The organism is Pseudomonas sp. FW305-7, assembly GCF_058786735.1.
Genome location: NZ_JBYSZA010000001.1, coordinates 16,652 through 33,268, shown reverse-complemented (window position 1 = coordinate 33,268; position 16,617 = coordinate 16,652). Strand labels below are relative to the sequence as shown.

General features: G+C 57.9%; 14 protein-coding genes and 2 pseudogenes. 3 read left to right on the top strand and 13 right to left on the bottom strand.

What is annotated here, in order from left to right; translation table 11 throughout:
* Positions 1–35 precede the first annotated feature (35 nt).
* The 3 genes from AC3WMT_RS00145 to AC3WMT_RS00135 form a co-directional block, all read right to left on the bottom strand.
* The gene (locus AC3WMT_RS00145; protein WP_103301937.1) at positions 36–497 is read right to left on the bottom strand and encodes a hypothetical protein; all 462 of its coding nucleotides are present in this window, start codon (positions 495–497) and stop codon (positions 36–38) included.
* Positions 498–1,039: 542 nt separating this feature from the next.
* A complete protein-coding gene (locus AC3WMT_RS00140) occupies positions 1,040–1,498 on the bottom strand; it encodes a hypothetical protein (RefSeq protein ID WP_103301935.1) in 459 nt (152 codons plus the stop codon).
* A 32-nt stretch (positions 1,499–1,530) separates the two neighbouring features.
* Complete coding sequence (locus tag AC3WMT_RS00135) at positions 1,531–1,830, bottom strand: antibiotic biosynthesis monooxygenase family protein (RefSeq protein WP_256583432.1); 300 nt, start codon at positions 1,828–1,830, stop codon at positions 1,531–1,533.
* 165 nt (positions 1,831–1,995) lie between these two features.
* On the opposite strand from AC3WMT_RS00135, the gene AC3WMT_RS00130 reads away from it, so the two are divergent.
* Positions 1,996–2,460 carry a MarR family winged helix-turn-helix transcriptional regulator gene (locus AC3WMT_RS00130; RefSeq protein WP_103301933.1) on the top strand — a complete coding sequence of 155 codons (465 nt, stop codon included), beginning with the start codon at positions 1,996–1,998 and terminating at the stop codon, positions 2,458–2,460.
* A 125-nt stretch (positions 2,461–2,585) separates the two neighbouring features.
* On the opposite strand, the pseudogene AC3WMT_RS00125 reads toward AC3WMT_RS00130, so the two are convergent.
* From AC3WMT_RS00125 to AC3WMT_RS00085, 9 genes and pseudogenes are all read right to left on the bottom strand, one after another.
* Positions 2,586–2,792, bottom strand: a pseudogene (locus AC3WMT_RS00125) (PaaI family thioesterase); the annotation flags it as partial.
* A 147-nt stretch (positions 2,793–2,939) separates the two neighbouring features.
* Positions 2,940–4,286 (bottom strand): glutamine synthetase family protein, encoded by a 1,347-nt coding sequence (locus tag AC3WMT_RS00120; protein ID WP_103301932.1) that lies wholly within the window; start codon positions 4,284–4,286, stop codon positions 2,940–2,942.
* A 22-nt stretch (positions 4,287–4,308) separates the two neighbouring features.
* Positions 4,309–4,866, bottom strand: a complete 558-nt coding sequence (locus tag AC3WMT_RS00115; RefSeq protein WP_103301931.1) for a helix-turn-helix domain-containing protein — start codon at positions 4,864–4,866, stop codon at positions 4,309–4,311.
* 25 nt (positions 4,867–4,891) lie between these two features.
* The gene (locus tag AC3WMT_RS00110) at positions 4,892–6,181 is read right to left on the bottom strand and encodes an NAD(P)/FAD-dependent oxidoreductase (RefSeq protein WP_103301930.1); all 1,290 of its coding nucleotides are present in this window, start codon (positions 6,179–6,181) and stop codon (positions 4,892–4,894) included.
* 837 nt (positions 6,182–7,018) lie between these two features.
* The gene (locus AC3WMT_RS00105; RefSeq protein WP_103301928.1) at positions 7,019–7,741 is read right to left on the bottom strand and encodes a DUF4225 domain-containing protein; all 723 of its coding nucleotides are present in this window, start codon (positions 7,739–7,741) and stop codon (positions 7,019–7,021) included.
* A 3-nt stretch (positions 7,742–7,744) separates the two neighbouring features.
* A pseudogene (locus AC3WMT_RS00100) lies at positions 7,745–8,231 on the bottom strand (Hcp family type VI secretion system effector).
* Positions 8,232–8,508: 277 nt separating this feature from the next.
* Complete coding sequence (locus tag AC3WMT_RS00095; protein WP_103301927.1) at positions 8,509–10,806, bottom strand: TonB-dependent receptor; 2,298 nt, start codon at positions 10,804–10,806, stop codon at positions 8,509–8,511.
* Between the two features lie 104 nt (positions 10,807–10,910).
* Positions 10,911–12,029, bottom strand: coding sequence for an aryl-sulfate sulfotransferase (locus tag AC3WMT_RS00090; RefSeq protein ID WP_103301926.1), 1,119 nt, complete (start codon positions 12,027–12,029; stop codon positions 10,911–10,913).
* A 61-nt stretch (positions 12,030–12,090) separates the two neighbouring features.
* Positions 12,091–13,074, bottom strand: a complete 984-nt coding sequence (locus AC3WMT_RS00085; RefSeq protein ID WP_103301925.1) for an ABC transporter substrate-binding protein — start codon at positions 13,072–13,074, stop codon at positions 12,091–12,093.
* A gap of 32 nt (positions 13,075–13,106) precedes the next feature.
* Here AC3WMT_RS00085 and AC3WMT_RS00080 point away from each other — a divergent pair, with 32 nt between their 5' ends.
* Positions 13,107–14,216: a GlxA family transcriptional regulator gene (locus AC3WMT_RS00080; protein ID WP_103301924.1), complete on the top strand. Its 1,110-nt coding sequence runs from the start codon at positions 13,107–13,109 to the stop codon at positions 14,214–14,216.
* Here the strand turns inward: AC3WMT_RS00080 and AC3WMT_RS00075 are convergent, their stop codons facing one another.
* Complete coding sequence (locus tag AC3WMT_RS00075) at positions 14,217–15,401, bottom strand: DUF2252 family protein (RefSeq protein WP_103301923.1); 1,185 nt, start codon at positions 15,399–15,401, stop codon at positions 14,217–14,219.
* Between the two features lie 228 nt (positions 15,402–15,629).
* On the opposite strand from AC3WMT_RS00075, the gene AC3WMT_RS00070 reads away from it, so the two are divergent.
* Positions 15,630–16,601 carry a fimbrial protein gene (locus AC3WMT_RS00070; RefSeq protein ID WP_158249157.1) on the top strand — a complete coding sequence of 324 codons (972 nt, stop codon included), beginning with the start codon at positions 15,630–15,632 and terminating at the stop codon, positions 16,599–16,601.
* The last annotated feature ends 16 nt before the right edge of the window (positions 16,602–16,617 follow it).

The window sequence follows — 16,617 nt, the reverse complement described above, 5'->3', positions numbered from 1 at the left end:
TGCTTTCAGCCAGAAGGGGACGTTCGGTTCCTGCGTTAACCCCCAAATGAAAGCGGGCCGCAATACATCAGGATGTTGCACACAACCATCTGGGCGACCATGAATCCCAAGGCAGTTCCCAGAAAGCCAATGCCCGCGACGATCCACGGCAAACTTGCTTTCACGCAGTATCTCAACAGCCAGGCCGACGCTGATGCGCCAACCAACATGCCGGGCATTGAGAACACATGCCCGAGCCCAAACAACCCTTCGGGGTGGTCGAGGCTGGTGATGATGTTCATGTAGATCAACAGTGTGGCCACCGCCGCGGCTGTCGTACCAGTCAGAAACAGGGCAGGCGTTCGAAAAATCAAGCCCAGTACGAACACGGCCGCGGGGACTGCGACAAGGTAACCACTGCCTGTATACAGCGGGTTCGCACCTATGCTGGCGAAAAGGAGAACCGGAGTGATTAACAGGACGGAGTAGGCTAGATCATCTCTGCGGCCAACTGTCATTCCAATCCTCGCTTTCAGTATCGTGCTTGGAGGCTCCGTTTTGGGCCGATTACGGCCCTCACGACAGGCAGAGATTGGCCAAGAGCGGCCTCTCATTTCTTCGTTGAGAGCCGTAGTCGCTGCCATTCATTCCAGCAGTCCTCAGCTACCAGATCCCGGAAACCACGTTCTTTCTCCATATCAAGGGCGACGTCGAATGGAACTGCAACACACGTCGAGTTATCACGGATTTTGAGTGTTTCGGACTCTGTAAGTGGGTAGCCTTTGTTCGTTTCGGCGCTTTGCAATGCGTCCGAAAGCGCCGGAATGAATACAACGCAAAGCCGTCCAGACATGTGTTGCCTACCTCAATTGTACGAGAAGGCCAAAAGATTACGCTCGTTGCTTAATCAAAGCTATTTGGCCAAGAGCATCCATCGCCTGATGCCAGTTTTGGGTCGTAAGCAGCCGTCCGCGAGCGACTGCTATTAGCCGATAGCAGCCGGTCACGAATGGCAGGTTTCGGCCCAGCTTTTCAAGACAGATGGAAGCAAGTATTCAGCTTACCGTCTGTGAGGTGCAACCCGCAGCAGTCGGCCGCTGAGGCGCAGGCCGTCACGCATATTCAGCCCCATTAATGCGAGATTGGTGACCCCTGCGATCAGTTCGATTGCCTGTACGAAGTAAAAACGCGTATCGAAGCTTCCCGCCGACGCCCATTGGTTGAGCACAATGGCGCACGGCATCAGAACCAACAGGCCATTGGCGGCAATGAATGGCATGCGTTTCTTCTTCAAAGCGACCAGTCGTCCTTGTCGTTTTCGACTCATTAACACCCCACTTGCACCGGTCGCAATCATTGCCGGCACCAATATCCAAAGCCCAGGACTCACGATCAGGTGCTTGAGTGAGGCTATCGAGTGTCGGAATCCGATGAGTTCGACAAAAATGGTCGACAGAAAGAAGGTGGCGATGCACAGCAGTGCCAACGTGCTGGAGACCAAATGTAATCGTCTAAGCATTTATCTAATACCGTCAGACAGTTGGTTAACACTCAGGCCGTGCAGATATTCGACACAGCTACTTTGGTGAACAGATGTGGCATGGCCCAGGCACTTGAGGGATACCGCGCCAACGCGTTGGCGAACTCTGGATGATTGAAAGCCTCGCGAAACCGCTCTACCGATTCCCATACGGCGTAATTCAAGAACATGTTGCTGCCACCGATGGCCTGATGGAGCTGTGTGGAGATGAAGCCGGCACGTTGTTTCATCCAGTTGGCATCCAGCTCCCATGCGCAAAGGAGGTCAGGAACATCGTCTGCGTCGACAGTGAAAAGGTTGATCAATACCACTGGAGCTTCGCTGCACTGCAGCTGTTGAGTGATGGGGACGATCGGATCAAGGGGCGAATAGAAAGCATGGCGACCTCTAACTTGTAATCATAATGACAGTTTGGGTTTCACGCTCCAAACCTACTGCGATTGACATCATGGTGTCAACGTGGAAGGATTCGCGCCATGAAAAAGACAAACTACACCCCCGCAGGACGCGCCACGAGCGATCTGGTTCTTGAGATCTTTCGAGCAAGTGCGCGTCTGCTTACTGCAGGCGATCGACTCGTCGCAGAGCTAGGTCTGACAAGCGCCCGCTGGCAACTACTGGGTACGATTGTGTACGCCGAACGAGCACAACCGGTTTCATGGATTGCTCGCGACATGGGGGCGAATCGGCAAAACGTTCAGCGGATCGTCAACGATCTGGTGAAGGATGGACTGCTGGAGTTTCAGCCGAACCCACACCACCGCAGGGCGCAGTTGGTTGTCCTGACTGAAGCTGGAAGAGAAGCATTCGATCTGACGATGAAGCTTCAGGTGCCCTGGATTAATGAGCTGGCGGAAGGATTGGACATCGATGCTATCCAGACTACCCATCAGGTTCTGAACCACCTGCGCAATAGGCTTGAGGAAGACCAGGCCGAATGACCCGGCCAGCGTCAGCATCATCCAGCTCGTCAAAAGCTCAGGCAACAAAAGACCGGGTCAGCTTGTAAACGGTGGTTCATGGACGTCCGCTTCTGGCCGAAAACAGGCATTCACGGAAGGCCGTCCATGGCGTAACCCATGCCCACATCGGCCAGTGTTGCCAATACACCGCCATGCAGCGTGCCGCGGCCATTGGCATGTCGCGAGTCGGTCAATAATCCCAATTCCAGTTGCAGCCCGTTGCCCCTCGCGTAAATCGGGCCAAGCAAATCAAGCAACGGGCTGCTGCGGGTAAACGGGGTAAAGCCCTCGGGAATCGCAGTGGCGTTCATAGTCCCTCCTTGTGCCGGCTACTGACCGGTGCCATTGACTTTAATAAGTCGACTCACTCGAGGGTTTATGAGTAATCGCGCCTTGGGACAAGCACTATACGTCTGCGGAATTGGCGGTGATAAACCGTGCTCCCTGAGGGGCTCCCATCACAAATACCAGCGATACTCCCGCGCACTGATCTCCTGCATGAACGCCAGATGATCCTGGCGTTTGTTCTCGCAATACACGTCGACAAACTCCGCACCCAGGCCTTCACGCAACTGCGCTTGATGCTGCATCGCCCTCACCGCTTCGAACATCTCCGTCGGGAATCCAATCCCGCTGTTGCGATCATCATTGAGCGGTGCAATCGGTTCCTTGCCCGACGCCAGTCCATGCTCCAACCCCACCAGAATCGCCGCCAACACCAGATACGGATTGGCATCCGCCCCGGCCAGTCGGTACTCGATGCGCAGGTTCTTTTCGTCCGACTCGGGAATGCGCAAACACGCATCACGATCTTCAAAACCCCAACTCGCCTTGGTCGCCGTATTCACCGTGCCGCCCAAACGCCGCATCGCATTCTGGTTCGGGGCGAAGATCGGCATGCTGTGCGGCAACAATTCCAGGCATCCGGCGACGGCGTGGCGCAGCGGCTGTTGCTGATTCGCCGCCAGTAAGTTATTGCCCTGCACATCGTAAAGACTGACGTGCACGTGCATGCCACTGCCCGGATGCTGCAAGTACGGCTTGGCCATGAAACTTGCACGATAGCCGTGTTTGAGCGCAACGCCTCGGGTGCTGCGGCAGAACAGCGCCGCCCAGTCGGCTGCGCGCAAACCGTCGTCGAGATGGCCGAAATTGATTTCGAATTGGCCGGGGCCCAACTCTGCGGTGATCACGGTGGCGTCGATGCCTTGAGCGCGGCTGGCCTCGACCATTTCATCCAGCACCGGCGCAAAGCGTGACAGGCGTTCGATGTGCAGGTTGGGCTGATCATCGGCATCGTCGGTCAAGTCGTCGCGGGGGAATTGCGGCAGGCCGTCGCGCAGTTTTTTGTCGAACAGGTAAAACTCCAGTTCAAAGGCCACGACCGGGTGAATGCCTTTGCGCGCCAGTCGGTTCAGCACTTGTGCGAGGACTTCGCGGGGTTCGAATTCGATGGGGTTTTCGGTGCCGTCGGAGGTGATCAGCATCTGCCCCAGCGGCTGGGCTTCCCAGGTCACCGGTTTCAGGGTGCCGGGCACCAGGCGGCGCACGGCGTCCGGGTCGCCATCGTTGAAGCAGTAATCGCCAATCTTGAACAAGCCACCCTGCACACCGAGCAATACGCAGTTTTGCGGCAGTTTGAGCACGCTGCCGGCGGCGACTTTTTCGAGCATGTCCACGGGGTAGCGCTTGCCGTAGAAGTGCCCCGGAATGTCCAGGCAAATCAGGTCGACATAACGCACCTCAGGGTAGCGTTGGCGAAACGCCCGTACTTCAGCGAGCAGGTCAGCGCAGACAGCGTCCATCATGTTCATCCTTTGATTGTTATCAGGTGTAGACCCACAGCACGCGGGTGAGCTGGTCGGTGAGATTGCCGTAGCGGCAGCGGGTGTGGCTGTCGAACTGGAAGCTATCGCCAGCCTTGAGCGTCGCCGGTTCTTCGTTATCGCCCAGCCACAGGGTCAGTTCGCCTTCGAGCACGTAACCGCCCTGCTCCGAGCTGTCACTGATGTGCCGGTCGCCGCTGCTCGCGCCTGCTTCCAGATGACTTTCGAGCATGGAAAACGAGGCGCGCATCTGCGGCGATACCAGGATGTCAGTGATGCCGTTGGCGTAATACAGCGTGCGGCGCTCGTCCGGGCGAGTGACAAACGGCAGCTCCTTGGCTTTGGGCAAACTGTAGAAATAAGTGGTCGGCACGCCGAAGGTTTCGCTGATCGCCGTCAGGTCGGCCACGGTGGGCCGCGACAAGCCGCGCTCGACTTGCGAGAGAAAACCCACCGAGCGACCGATCTTGTCGGCCAGCTCCTTGAGGGTCCACTTCTTGTGCTTGCGCAGGTCGTGGATCAGGATCGCCAGCGCAGCGATTTCTTCTTGCTTGTTCATGGCCGGGGTTCCGGAAAAGGATTCATCAGATGCTGTCTCGCAGGCGATACCAGGCTTTGCCGATGGCTTCGAGTGGTGCGGCGAGGTATTTGCCGCCGGGGAAGCTGCCATTACTCAGGCCCTGATACAACGCCAACTCATCGGCATTGCCGAGAATCGCATCGGACACGGCGCGAGCGGCGGCCAGTGTCGGCAGCACACCGTGGCCCGAGTAACCTTGCAGCCAATAACGGTTGCCCGCGCCGCCGACATCCGGCGTGCGGTTCAGCGTCAGGTCGATGTGCCCGCCCCACGCAAACTGCACCTCGACGCCTTTGAGCTGCGGGAACACCCGTTCGAGAAACGGCCGGGTCGCCGCCACGATGTCCTTGGGCATGCCGCCCAGATAAGTGCAGCCACCGCCGAACAACAAACGGTTGTCCGGCGTGCGGCGGAAGTAATCGAGGACGAACTGGTTGTCGGTCACGCAGACATTGCTCGGCAACAGTGCGGTGGCTTGCTCTGACGTGAGCGGCGCGGTCGCGACTTGATAGGTGCCCACCGGCAGGATGCAGCTGGACAGATGCGGGTCGAGTTCATCGAGATAGGCGTTGCAGGCGAGCACCAATACATCGGCCTTGATCGAACCGCGCTCGGTGTTGACCCGAAAACCTGCGCCCTCCTCCTGATAACTCAGCGCTTTGCTTTGCTCAAAGATGCGCCCGCCGGCTCGCTCGATGGCAGCCGCCAGACCCAGTGCCAGTTTCAACGGATTGAGGTGCGCGCCTTCCGGGTCGTAAAGCCCTGCCTGATAGCGCTCGCTGGCGACCCATCGCGGCAGTTCTTCGCGCGGGATGAATTGCAACGCATCGTGGCCCCATTTGTGGCTCGCTTCGTGTTGCCATTCGGTCAGCAGACTGACTCGGCGCGGCATCACCGACGTCCATAGGTGCCCAGGGCGATAGTCGCAGTCGAAAGCATGCCGCCCCGGCAATTCACGCAGTTCGCGAGCCGCCCAGCGCATGCCGTCCCACAGCCGTTTCGCCCGCTCATGACCAAGCGCGGCTTCCAGCGGCGGCATATCACACGACCAGCCCAGAATCGCCTGCCCGCCATTGCGCCCCGAGGCCGCCCACGCCACCCGGCTGGCTTCCAGCAACGTTACCCGCTTGCCGGCCAACGCCAGGCGCAGCGCGGTGTGCAGCCCACTGAAACCGGCGCCAATGATCACCACGTCGGTATCGTGGTCACCGCTCAATGCAGGTCGATCGCGGAGGATGGCGGCGCAACTGTGGGCGTAATAGCTGTCGACATGGCGCTGGGATTGCTGAAACATTCGCGGCCTCATGAAATTTATTTCTTATAATTTCATGAAAATCTACAGAACAAATTTCATGCGGGCAACCCCCATGGGGGATTGTCATTCGTCATGCAGGAGTGGTCGGTGCTTCTGGGTTGCGGTGTGGCGTGGGACGGATTAGAGGTGAGATTACTTTCGTGAGAACCAGCGCCTTGGCTCTTCTCTACCTGGAAGAAAAAAGGCTTGAACAATGGCACTTACAAATGCGACCCACCGAATTATATAATCATTTTCGAAAATCTCTTTGGACGGCCTATATAAAAATAAATAACCATTGTGAGCCACGCTCATTTGGTTTATCACCCAAAGCATGAGCAATGCAAAAAACACCCAAAACCTTCCAACCGTAAGGTTGCGCCCTGAAATCCTTATCGAGATAGTGCGCAAACACCAGAAGCCTGCTATAGACACAAGTAAATACAGCACTAATATTAATCGATCAATTATCATTGTTTTTGACCTTGTGATGCAGGGTGTCCAATATTGCCGTAAATGTGAATCTACTTTCGGGGACGCCCGCCCCCGGGCTTTTCCTTGCTTGGAAGACAAAAGACCTGGAGGATAGAGCTTATAAATGCGACCCATCGAATTACGTAGTTATCCTCAATAATATTTTTGGAGGCTGGAACGAACAGAATATAACCATTCCGAGCCACATCTAACTGGGTCATCCCCCAAAGCATGACCCATATAAGAAAAAACCAAAACCATCCAGCACTAAAATTTACTCCCGAAATATTTCTAGAGATTTTAAAAAAAATCACAAAGACAATCAGCGAAACCAGAAAATACAACACCGCTAGAAGTAGTGCGTTACTCATCGCGCTCCCGGACATCTAAATGCATGGATCTTATCGTTATGCCGTCCGAAATAACTTCAGTCGCCAATACCTTTTTGCTCACATTCTCATAACCGCGAACATAATCAGAATGCACATACCTAAACAACCGCCACGCATCCGGCTTCAATACCAGCCTGCCGAGGCCATATACCGAAAGCCCCAAGTCAACGGCCCCATAAGCCATATTCCCTTCAAATGCTCCGCCCCCAATCAATTTAGCGGCCTCTTGATAACCTTTTCTAACGGGCCCTTGTATATCTGACCGACCCTCCCATAAGTTCCGCCCGTTTTCATAAGTATTATTGGCCCCATGAGCCATCAAAGGCGCGCCGACGAAAAGGCACAACGCACCTACTGAGCCGTAGCAAATCCCCGCACCTGCTACAAATTGAAGTGCACCTGCAATTGCGCCGACGCCTTTTCTGGCGATATCCACTGACTGACTTAACAGGCTGTTCTGCTCGTCTTTTATAGCTTTGAGGCCCTGTTCAGGGCTTCTTTTGCCCTGTGCAACGTCATTGACAATGCCTCTGGCGTAATAAGAAACCTCGCGATTGAACTGGATGCGTAACGTGCCATCCTTAATGTGACGCGCACTTAACGTACAGGCTTGATTAGCCAGATTGGCAGCAGCATTACTGACCATCCAATAATCGCAACTCCCTGGCTTGCAGCTACTCTTCAGTGGGCTCATGGGTTATTCCCACCATGAACTGTAACCACTGGTTCCTGCCAGATGATGAGTCCATATGATGTCTTGATATCGAATGGCAACGTGCTCTTGCGGTTCGACGTCATTCTGTAAAACCACATGGGGCATATCGAGTGTCAGATCGGTGACCATGCCGCCTCTGATTTCTACCGTGTAAAACTTTTCCTGCAGGCCAAACGGCGATATTCGGTAGAAGTTGATAATGCAGTTTTTCTTCTCTGCTTGAAAGCGCTTGAGCCAGTAAAGGCGATGACTTATCAACGTTTTTTGTGATGATGACGGGATTGTGCGTCGGCTTGTTAGCGTTTCCGATATTGGCCATGTTGTGACTGTAAGACAGCACCATGATTTCGTCTTTATGTGCAGTCTGACACTTGTTGCCAACGGAGTCCTGGGTTGAACAACCCGATGAAATCAATCCTTGAGCCTTGCCTGTGATCTTCATATAACCGTGATTAGCCGAACGTACCACTCCCTTTTATTTGCCGAACATCCTACACCAACGTTTTTTAGGCAAGTTGTAGGACGCTTCTGAAACAGCAAACAAAATATGTCACGACTAAGTTCTACGGAAAGTGAAAGATCCGACAGGCTATTGCTTAGTTACTGACGGAAGTTACGCACCCTGCACGCCGACTCGGCGGACTCTCCGCCCGGCAAGACCACCCGGGCACGTCAATCGATGCCCCGGCAAAGCGCAGCATCGAATGACGTGCTCGGGTGTTTTCGCCGATCAGGGCGAACGACAATCAGAAGTCGTATCGCGCCGTCATGCCCAACGTTCGCGGCGTGCCGAGTACGCCGGTGTAGGCGCCGTTCGGTGAGTTCCAGAGGGTGGTGTAGTAGGTTTTGTCGAAGGCGTTTTTCAGCCACAACGACACGTCCCACTGCCCTCGGCCCCAGTCTCCGCGCACACCGGTGGAGAGGTTCACCAGGCCGTAACCCGGCAACTGCGCCTCACGGGAATCATCAACAGTGCCGACCGCGTGCGAGCGCCACGCGTAGTTGCCGTTGACGTAGGGTTGCAGGCCATCGCCCAGATTCCATTGGTAACTGGCGCTGCTGTTGAAGATCCATTTCGACGCGCCCACCACCGCATGACCACTGAGGTCGCAAGATGCCGGCGCACCCGGACGCAACGCTACTTCGGCCGGGCAAGGTGCATCCTCGTAAGACAGATAACGCACGTCGTTCCACGAGCCGTTCATGTTGAGGGTCAGCCCTCGCAGCGGACGCCAACTGCTATCCACCTCCAGCCCGCGACTACGCACCGAACCGGCGTTGGTCAGATAGCTGGTGAGGTTGACGTCATCGTAGGCGTTGGTCTGGTAACCATGTACTTCGGTCCAGAACAGGTTGGCATTGAGCAACAGGCGCTGGTCGAGCAGCGTGGTCTTGATCCCCAGTTCCGCGTCGTTGGCCCGTTCGCTGCCAATCAACAAGGAATCGGCACCCGCGACCGGCGCACTGGCCACGCTGAGGTTGACCCCGCCCGACTTTTCGCCGTGGGACAGCGACGCGTACGCCAGCACCTGATCGTTGACATGCCAGGCCAGGCTGGCCAGCGCCGAAGGGCTGAAGCTGTACAGGCTCAAATCACCGGAGTCGTAAGCACCGATCCGCCCCGCCCTCGCCGCCGCTGCGGCACCGCTGACCGCCGCACCACCGACCGGCGCATTGCGCGTCACCTCGGCGAGTTTGCGTTCATAGGTGCCGCGCAGGCCCAGGCTGAAATCCAGTCGCGGGGTCAGGTGCAAGGTGCCTTGGGCGAATGTGGCGAAACTGTCGGTATCGACTTCACCGTGGCCGACGCTGGTGACGTTGTTCAGCGCACCTTGCGGCGTGCCATTCCAGGTATCGGCCAACGGGCCGTAGTCGGTGAACACGGTATTGCGCATTTCCTGACGGAAGTAATACCCGCCCAGGACGTAATCGAAACGCTCACCGATCGGCGAAGCCAGGCGAATCTCCTGAGAGTACTGCTTGTCCCGCGCCGACTGCCCGACGTTGTGCATGACATCGACGTTCAGTTCATCGTCGTTACGCGGGGTGAAATCCCACCAGCGGTAAGCGCTGATCGAGGTCAGCGTGTAGTCACCGGGCAAATTCCAATTGGCTTCCAGCGACGTGCCACCCTGAAACACCTTGACGCTCTGGTCGGCGTCGAGATTGACATGGCGCCCCTTCGCCAGCGTCGCGCCCACCGCTGCTGCGCGCTGCTCGTAGCGGTTGACGCCATTGATCGTCGGCCCGGTGCTGAACAGTGAGCGAGTGCCGGCGCTCGAGTCTTCTTCGTGATAGTCGGCCAGCCAGCGCAAGTTGAAATCCTCGTTGGGCTGGAACAGCAGTTGCCCGCGTGCGCCCTGCCGCACGCCACCACCCAGCGTGTGGCCGTCGAAGTCGTTTTCCACGTAGCCATTTTCACGGGTTCGGTAAGCCGCAATGCGCCCGGCCAGCGTGTCGTTGAGCGGGCCGGAAAAACTCGCCTGGGTTTGCGTGTAGCCATCCTCACCCACCGAAGTGGAGAGACTGCCCTGAGGGGTAAACGAAGGTCGCCGTGTGGTGATGTTCAACACGCCAGCAGTGGTGTTCTTGCCGAACAGCGTGCCTTGCGGGCCGCGCAGCAACTCGATCTGCTCGACATCCAGCAGATCGAACACAGCCATGCCGGGGCGACCGAGGTAGACGTTATCCAGATAGATCCCGGCGCTGCCCTCCAGCCCGTCACTGGCCGGGTTGTTACCCAAACCGCGAATCGACAGGCTCGATTGCCGTGCATGCATGAATGCGACGTTGACGCTGGGCATCGCCTGCTGCAAATCCTGCAGGCGATACAAGCGTTGTTCTTCAAGGGTTTGCGCGCCGAGCACGCTCATGGCCGTGGGTACTTGCTGGGCATCTTCGCTGCGACGGCGGGCCTCGACCGTCACCGGTTGCAGGACATCGGAATTGCTCGGCAGATTATTGGCCGCTGCGGGCAACATGGGCATCAGCGAACACAAGCCCAGTGCGCCCACTGAAAAATTGCGCGAATAAAGAAGAGTCATCGGTGGTTCCTGGAGCGGCTTCACGCCGCTCTTTGAAAGGAGTCGATACTTCGCTGCGCGTGGCTTGCGTGAGCGGAATCGTTGCGGTGGAAGTCGGCGCGTGATCAGTCACGCAGCCATGGCAGGTCTTCGCGCTGGTAGCGATGCGCGCGGAAGATCGCGTTGTTTTCGCCCGGCAAGTAATTGCGCGAAGGCGCATCGGGGTAGCTGGCGAAGAACGGATTGACGTATTCCCAGACCACTTCGCCTTGGTGTGTCACTTCAAACAAACGGCCGAAGTTGGCTTCGGTGACCAGCGTATTGCCGTTGTGCAACCGCTGCGCGCCACCCATGAACGGGGTGAAAAAGGCATAACCCGGCGTGTCGGCGTACTGCCATTCGATGCGTTGCGTCGTCGGGTTGATTTCGACGATGCGCGAGTGCGGCATGCTGATGTGCGGGCGGAAGATGCCGTTGTCGAAGACCAGCACGTTGCCGTTGTCCAGCTCAGTCGGGCAATGCTGCTGCGCGACCAGATCGTGGCCCAGACGCCACAGCACTTCACCGCTGCCACGTTGCACGGCGATCACCGAAGACACGCTGCGCAGACTCAGGATCACCTTGCCGTCGCGGCCCGGCGTCACCGCATTGGTCATCGGCCAGTGATGGCGCTCGAAGCACTCGTGCAGCGGATAGTCTTCAGGGCGCAGATGCTCCCAGCTGCGCCATTCCCAGACCACGTTGCCCTGGCGATCGACTTCCTTGACCACGTCGGCATAGATCACCCCGCCCGGCGCCTCGCTGCCGGGAATCCCGCCGACTACGCGACGGGCCAATTCGGCACTCAACGGCTCGGCGGTGGTGTACAGCAGGTTGCCGTTGTCCAGCCACTGCGCGTCGTGGTGATGGAGCAGATCGGTGTGTTCCCAGACCACCTCGCCTTCAGGCGTGACTTCGCTGAACGCGCCGCCATGCCATACCGACCAGCCCGGGAACAGGTCCGGTGAATCAGGATGGTTGCCGTTGTAACCGAGGTTGCCGTTGCGCAGGATCACCGCGTCGCGGCCGGGGCGTTGCGGCAGTTTCCAGCGATGGACGATCTCGCCGTCAAGGTCGATCAGGAAAACATTGCCGCCCGCCGTTTGCGGGGCGAACAGCGTGTAGCCACCAGCGCTGCGGGCATGATCGACAGCGATCAGACCGGTTTTCTGGCGTTTGAGCGTGGTGCGTTCGAGGTTAGGCATGGCTTTTCTCCAGGCGTGTGAATCCCGGCCGACAGTCAAGCGGCAAGGTGAAGTCGTGGGGTTACTGCGGTGTTGGCAGCAAGGCGTTGAAACGGTCGTCGAAGATCTGCTCGACTTGCAGGGGTTTTGGAATCAGGCGCTCGGCAGCAAACATGTCCGCCAGTCGTTGTTGCGAGTTGATCACTGTCGGCTGAATCGGCACGTAGCGAAGGTCTTGATGCGCGAGCATCTCCTGCACCAGTTCGACAGGCAGGCGGGTGGTCTGGGCGAAAACCTTGGCCCAGACCTCAGGATGCGCGGTGGCCCAGGCTTGGGCGCGGACCAGTCGAGCCAACAGATCGCCGACCTGCCCTGCTCGTTCAGGATCTGCCAGTGCGCGCTTGCTGGCGACGGTGAAATTCAGACCGGTTTCCGGCCAGCCACTGCCATCGAGCAGAATCCGCGCACCACGGGAAGTGGCCTGGCCGACAAAGGGATACCACACCGCCCAGGCGTCGAGTTTGCCGCTGGCGAACGCATTTTGCGCATCCACCGGGCTGACGTAGACGATGTTCACATCACGCGGGGTCAGGCCTGCCTGATGCAGCGCCGCCAGCAATAAATAATGGCCACTGCTGCCTTTGGCCACGGCGATGCGCTGGCCTTTGAGATCGGCCACGTTATGAACTTGAGCATCCTGCGGAACCAGCAGCGCGTTGTTGTTTTGCGCACCACTGGCCACGCCGATGATGCGCACATCGAAGCCGCCCGCCTGGGCGAACACCGGCGGCGCATTGCCCACCACACCGGCGTCGATCGCCCCGGCGCTCAGTGCTTCCAGCATCGTCGTTCCGGCCAGAAAGGGATGCCAGGAAAGCGGATACGCCAAATCCTTGTCCTCACCCGCCGCATGCAGCAACGCCTGAATCAGACCGCTTTGATCGCCCATTTTCAATGGTTCGCTGGCAGCCGACACCGGATGCGCCAGTACCAACGCGGCGCAGCAAAGCAACGCTTTGAACCGCGTCAGCAGTGGGTGCTTGGCAGCAAGAAGTTTTAGCGGCATTGTCGTGCCCTCATTTATGCATTGATTTCAGTATGTCGAGGCCCGCCGTGCCGCTCCATGCCAAACACCCCTCCTTTGCTGCCATCTCTGACACGCCGCCGTTGCCTGCGCGCACGGTGGTGGTGTTGGCGTTCGACGATCTGTTGCTGCTGAATGCGGCCGGGCCGCTTGAGGTGTTTGCCGCGATACCACGCGTGTTGGCCGGCGACTTTGCAACGAATCCGCCGTATCGGTTGCTGGTGGCCTCGCCGCAGGGTGGTCAGGTGATGTCGGTCTCGGGCATCACCGTCACCACCTGTTCGCTGGAGCAGGTCGATCAGATAGCGCCAGTGATCGATACGCTGATCGTCGCCGGTGGACCGGGCATGGCCGCCCTTGAGGCCGACGAACACGCCTGCCACTGGCTGCGCAGCCGCGCCCCGCAAATCCGCCGTCTCTGCTCGATTGGCACCGGCACTTTTGCCCTCGCCGCTGCGGGCCTGCTCGATGGGCGCAAAGTGGTGACGCACTGGAAATTCGCCGATGAATTACAGGCGCGCTACCCGGCGCTGCACTGTCAGACCGAAGCCCTGTATCTGCACGACGGCAATCTCTGGACGTGCGGCGGTGCCACGGCAGGTATCGATCTGGCGCTCGGGCTGGTCGAACAGGATCTCGGCGCCCACGCCGCATTGGCGCTGGCTCGCTATTTCACCGTGTTCCTCTGGCGCAGCGCCGAACAGCCGCAGCTCAGCGCCTCGCTCAATGCGCAATCGAAGGCCTTGCGCACCGATCAGGATGTGCGTCTGGCTCGTCTGCACGGGTGGATCGCTGGAAATCTGAACGGTGATCTGCGGGTCGATCGGCTCGCCGAGCAGTTCGGCATGAGCCCGCGCCACTTTGCCCGCGCTTACGTCGCCGCCACCGGGGAAACGCCTGCTCAAGCGGTAGAGAACTTGCGCATGGAGGCGGCCCGTCGGCTGCTGAAAACCACCGATGAACCGATCAAGAGGATTGCCGAAACCGTGGGCTTTGGTCGCGAAGAACGCATGCGCCGAGCGTTTCAAAAGCATTTCGGCATCAGTGCACAGAGTTACCGCAATCAGGTCAAATCCACAGCGGCGCCTGCCCCGGGCATCACATTAGAGCGACTGGCCCAGTAATCAGTGCGCCAACGCATACCGGCGACAATGCTCCAGATACCCGCGCTCATGATTGCCGACCAACTGCACCACACTCGTCCAAAGCCACGACGGCGCGTCCAGGGTTTTCGAGCGGCAAGCTTGCAATTCGCCTATCCATGAGGCCCTCGTCGCCAAGTCCATCTGCCGTGCATGGGCCAGCCCCACGACCCGCGCCAGATAACCGGCCGCCAACATCGCATCGCGTTGGCTCAGTTGGTCCAGTTCAAGCTTCATGTCCTGCGGCAGCAACTCGCGGACGAAAAATCCGTGATCGAGCATACGTGTCGCGAGCATCCGATTGCCGAGCCCCGGTGATAACGAACGCGCACCTTCTACCACGCGTTTGCCGTTGTCCCTGGGCATGGTGGCGCGGGCTGCACGTGGAGCGGCGGCGCCGACGGCCTCTTTGACATCCAGCAGGCAATATTCCTGATCGTCACCCTCGCCCACACCGAGCAACACCGCATAACGCTGCAATCCCAGCGAGCTGCAACCTTTGACCCAATACGCCGAGTCGAGCATTTTTACTCGGTCGTCCTTCGACCGGCCTTTCAGTGAAGTCACCAGCGTATGGATTTCCAGCGTGGCACATAGCGCCTTCAGCGCCGCACGCTCAGGCCGGGACAGTGTCCAGAATTGCTTGCCCAATGGAATGGTCGGTTTGCTGTTCTCGATCCGTTCCTCAGCCAGATGCTTCCAGGTGCGTTGCACCGCACTGCGCATCCCGGCCTTGATCTGCGCCGGGCGCGGCGGCTCTTCATCCAGATCACCCTCGAAGGCTTGCTCGTAGCCGCGCATCATTTCTTCAAGCATTCGCGCGGTGGCCACACCGGGCAAATCCGAGCCACGGGCGGCTGTGGCGAGCGATAGCGCCAAGCGCACCAGATCGTGCGCCGGATTGCCGATGACAGTCTGGTCAAGGTCGCGGATATGAATGTCGATTTTCCCCTTCAGATCCGCTGTCGGCCCCAGATTGCCGGCATGGCAATCGCCACAGATCCACACCGCCGGACCTTTTGGCAGGCTGCGCCCCGGCTGGCTGTGCAGCCACTCGTAAAACTGCACGGTGCTGCCCCTTACATAAGCGTGCGCCGAGCGGGCCATTTTCAGATTGCGCAGTTGCGACAGCGGTTCAAGGCGTGCTGAGGGCCGTGGGATTTTCATGGACGCTTCTTATCAGGAATGTGACCTGTTGACCGCCCGCCGCGCACAAATGTTTCAAAGTATTACAAGATCACTCACAGGCCGAATCTGCAGCAAGAAACTCTAGGAATCTTCTGATGGCCTCTGAATAACGCGCCTATCACTATCAGACGATTACTTATGAGTATGGGAGCGATGACGCCAAAACGCCCTGCTCAATGCCAGAAAACCCGAAGACTGGATTTCACCGTGAACAGAACCTACCGAATCATCACAACATTACTGCTCTTCCACTCTGCCGGGGCGGTCGCCAACTGCTATATCGATGACAATGGGCAGGCCGGCGACGGCAAGCCTCGCGTCATAAATTTCAGTGCGCCATCAACCCTGAATATTCCCGCCGATAGCAGCAGTTTGACCGTCCTTGATGTGACCACTTCGGGGTTGAACAAGCATATCCGACCGGTGTGTATCCCTGAGGAAAATTCCGGTTTCCAGTTGAATCCCGCATTGGGCTCTCAGCCCGCCAAGGGCACGGTATTCACTTTGAGAAATACCGGACTGGACCTGAGGTTGAGAATAGAAGGCTTTAGCGCGTTCTTCTCCAAACTGGATCCGCAGCCGAGCTTCGTCGCAAAGACCGGCATGCTGATAAAGGACGGGCCGTACCGCTTGTTTCTGATCAAAAACCGCACCATCGAACCGGGCACCACCATTCCCGCTGGCTTGCTCGGCACCTGGGCCACCAGCAGTGGCTATGTCATCGCCTCCTTCAATTTGCTCAATCCAATCAATGTCGTCGCCGCGTCCTGCACGGTGAACGACGTGAACGTCGCGATGGGCAATGACTACCAACTGCACCAACTGGAAAACGTCGGTGATACCACACCACCGGTCGCCTTCAAGATTCCTGTCGTCGGCTGCGACAAGAGCATCAATAAAATTCAGATCAGACTCAACGCCACCACACCCATCGTCGACAAAGACACCGGCACCGTGGAGCTTGACCAATACTCCACCGCCAGAGGTATTGGCCTGAGAATCACCAACGGCTTGATGGGCAATATCCTGATGGATGAAACCTACCAGCTTGGCCGCTTCACCAGCGGCGCGGAAACCGCCGAGGCGAATTTCTTTGCGGCATACACCCGAATCCCGGGCGCGGAGTTTCGCGCCGGCAGCGCCAACACCAGTATCAATTTCGTCATGTCGTATTTATAGAACGGCACACTTTAGG

Coding starts and splice junctions, on each gene's coding strand:
- AC3WMT_RS00145 (WP_103301937.1), bottom strand. CDS start 497: ATGACAGTTGGCCGCAGAGATGATCTAGCCTACTCCGTCCTGTTAATC.
- AC3WMT_RS00140 (WP_103301935.1), bottom strand. CDS start 1,498: ATGCTTAGACGATTACATTTGGTCTCCAGCACGTTGGCACTGCTGTGC.
- AC3WMT_RS00130 (WP_103301933.1), top strand. CDS start 1,996: ATGAAAAAGACAAACTACACCCCCGCAGGACGCGCCACGAGCGATCTG.
- AC3WMT_RS00120 (WP_103301932.1), bottom strand. CDS start 4,286: ATGGACGCTGTCTGCGCTGACCTGCTCGCTGAAGTACGGGCGTTTCGC.
- AC3WMT_RS00115 (WP_103301931.1), bottom strand. CDS start 4,866: ATGAACAAGCAAGAAGAAATCGCTGCGCTGGCGATCCTGATCCACGAC.
- AC3WMT_RS00110 (WP_103301930.1), bottom strand. CDS start 6,181: ATGTTTCAGCAATCCCAGCGCCATGTCGACAGCTATTACGCCCACAGT.
- AC3WMT_RS00105 (WP_103301928.1), bottom strand. CDS start 7,741: ATGAGCCCACTGAAGAGTAGCTGCAAGCCAGGGAGTTGCGATTATTGG.
- AC3WMT_RS00095 (WP_103301927.1), bottom strand. CDS start 10,806: ATGACTCTTCTTTATTCGCGCAATTTTTCAGTGGGCGCACTGGGCTTG.
- AC3WMT_RS00090 (WP_103301926.1), bottom strand. CDS start 12,029: ATGCCTAACCTCGAACGCACCACGCTCAAACGCCAGAAAACCGGTCTG.
- AC3WMT_RS00085 (WP_103301925.1), bottom strand. CDS start 13,074: ATGCCGCTAAAACTTCTTGCTGCCAAGCACCCACTGCTGACGCGGTTC.
- AC3WMT_RS00080 (WP_103301924.1), top strand. CDS start 13,107: ATGTCGAGGCCCGCCGTGCCGCTCCATGCCAAACACCCCTCCTTTGCT.
- AC3WMT_RS00075 (WP_103301923.1), bottom strand. CDS start 15,401: ATGAAAATCCCACGGCCCTCAGCACGCCTTGAACCGCTGTCGCAACTG.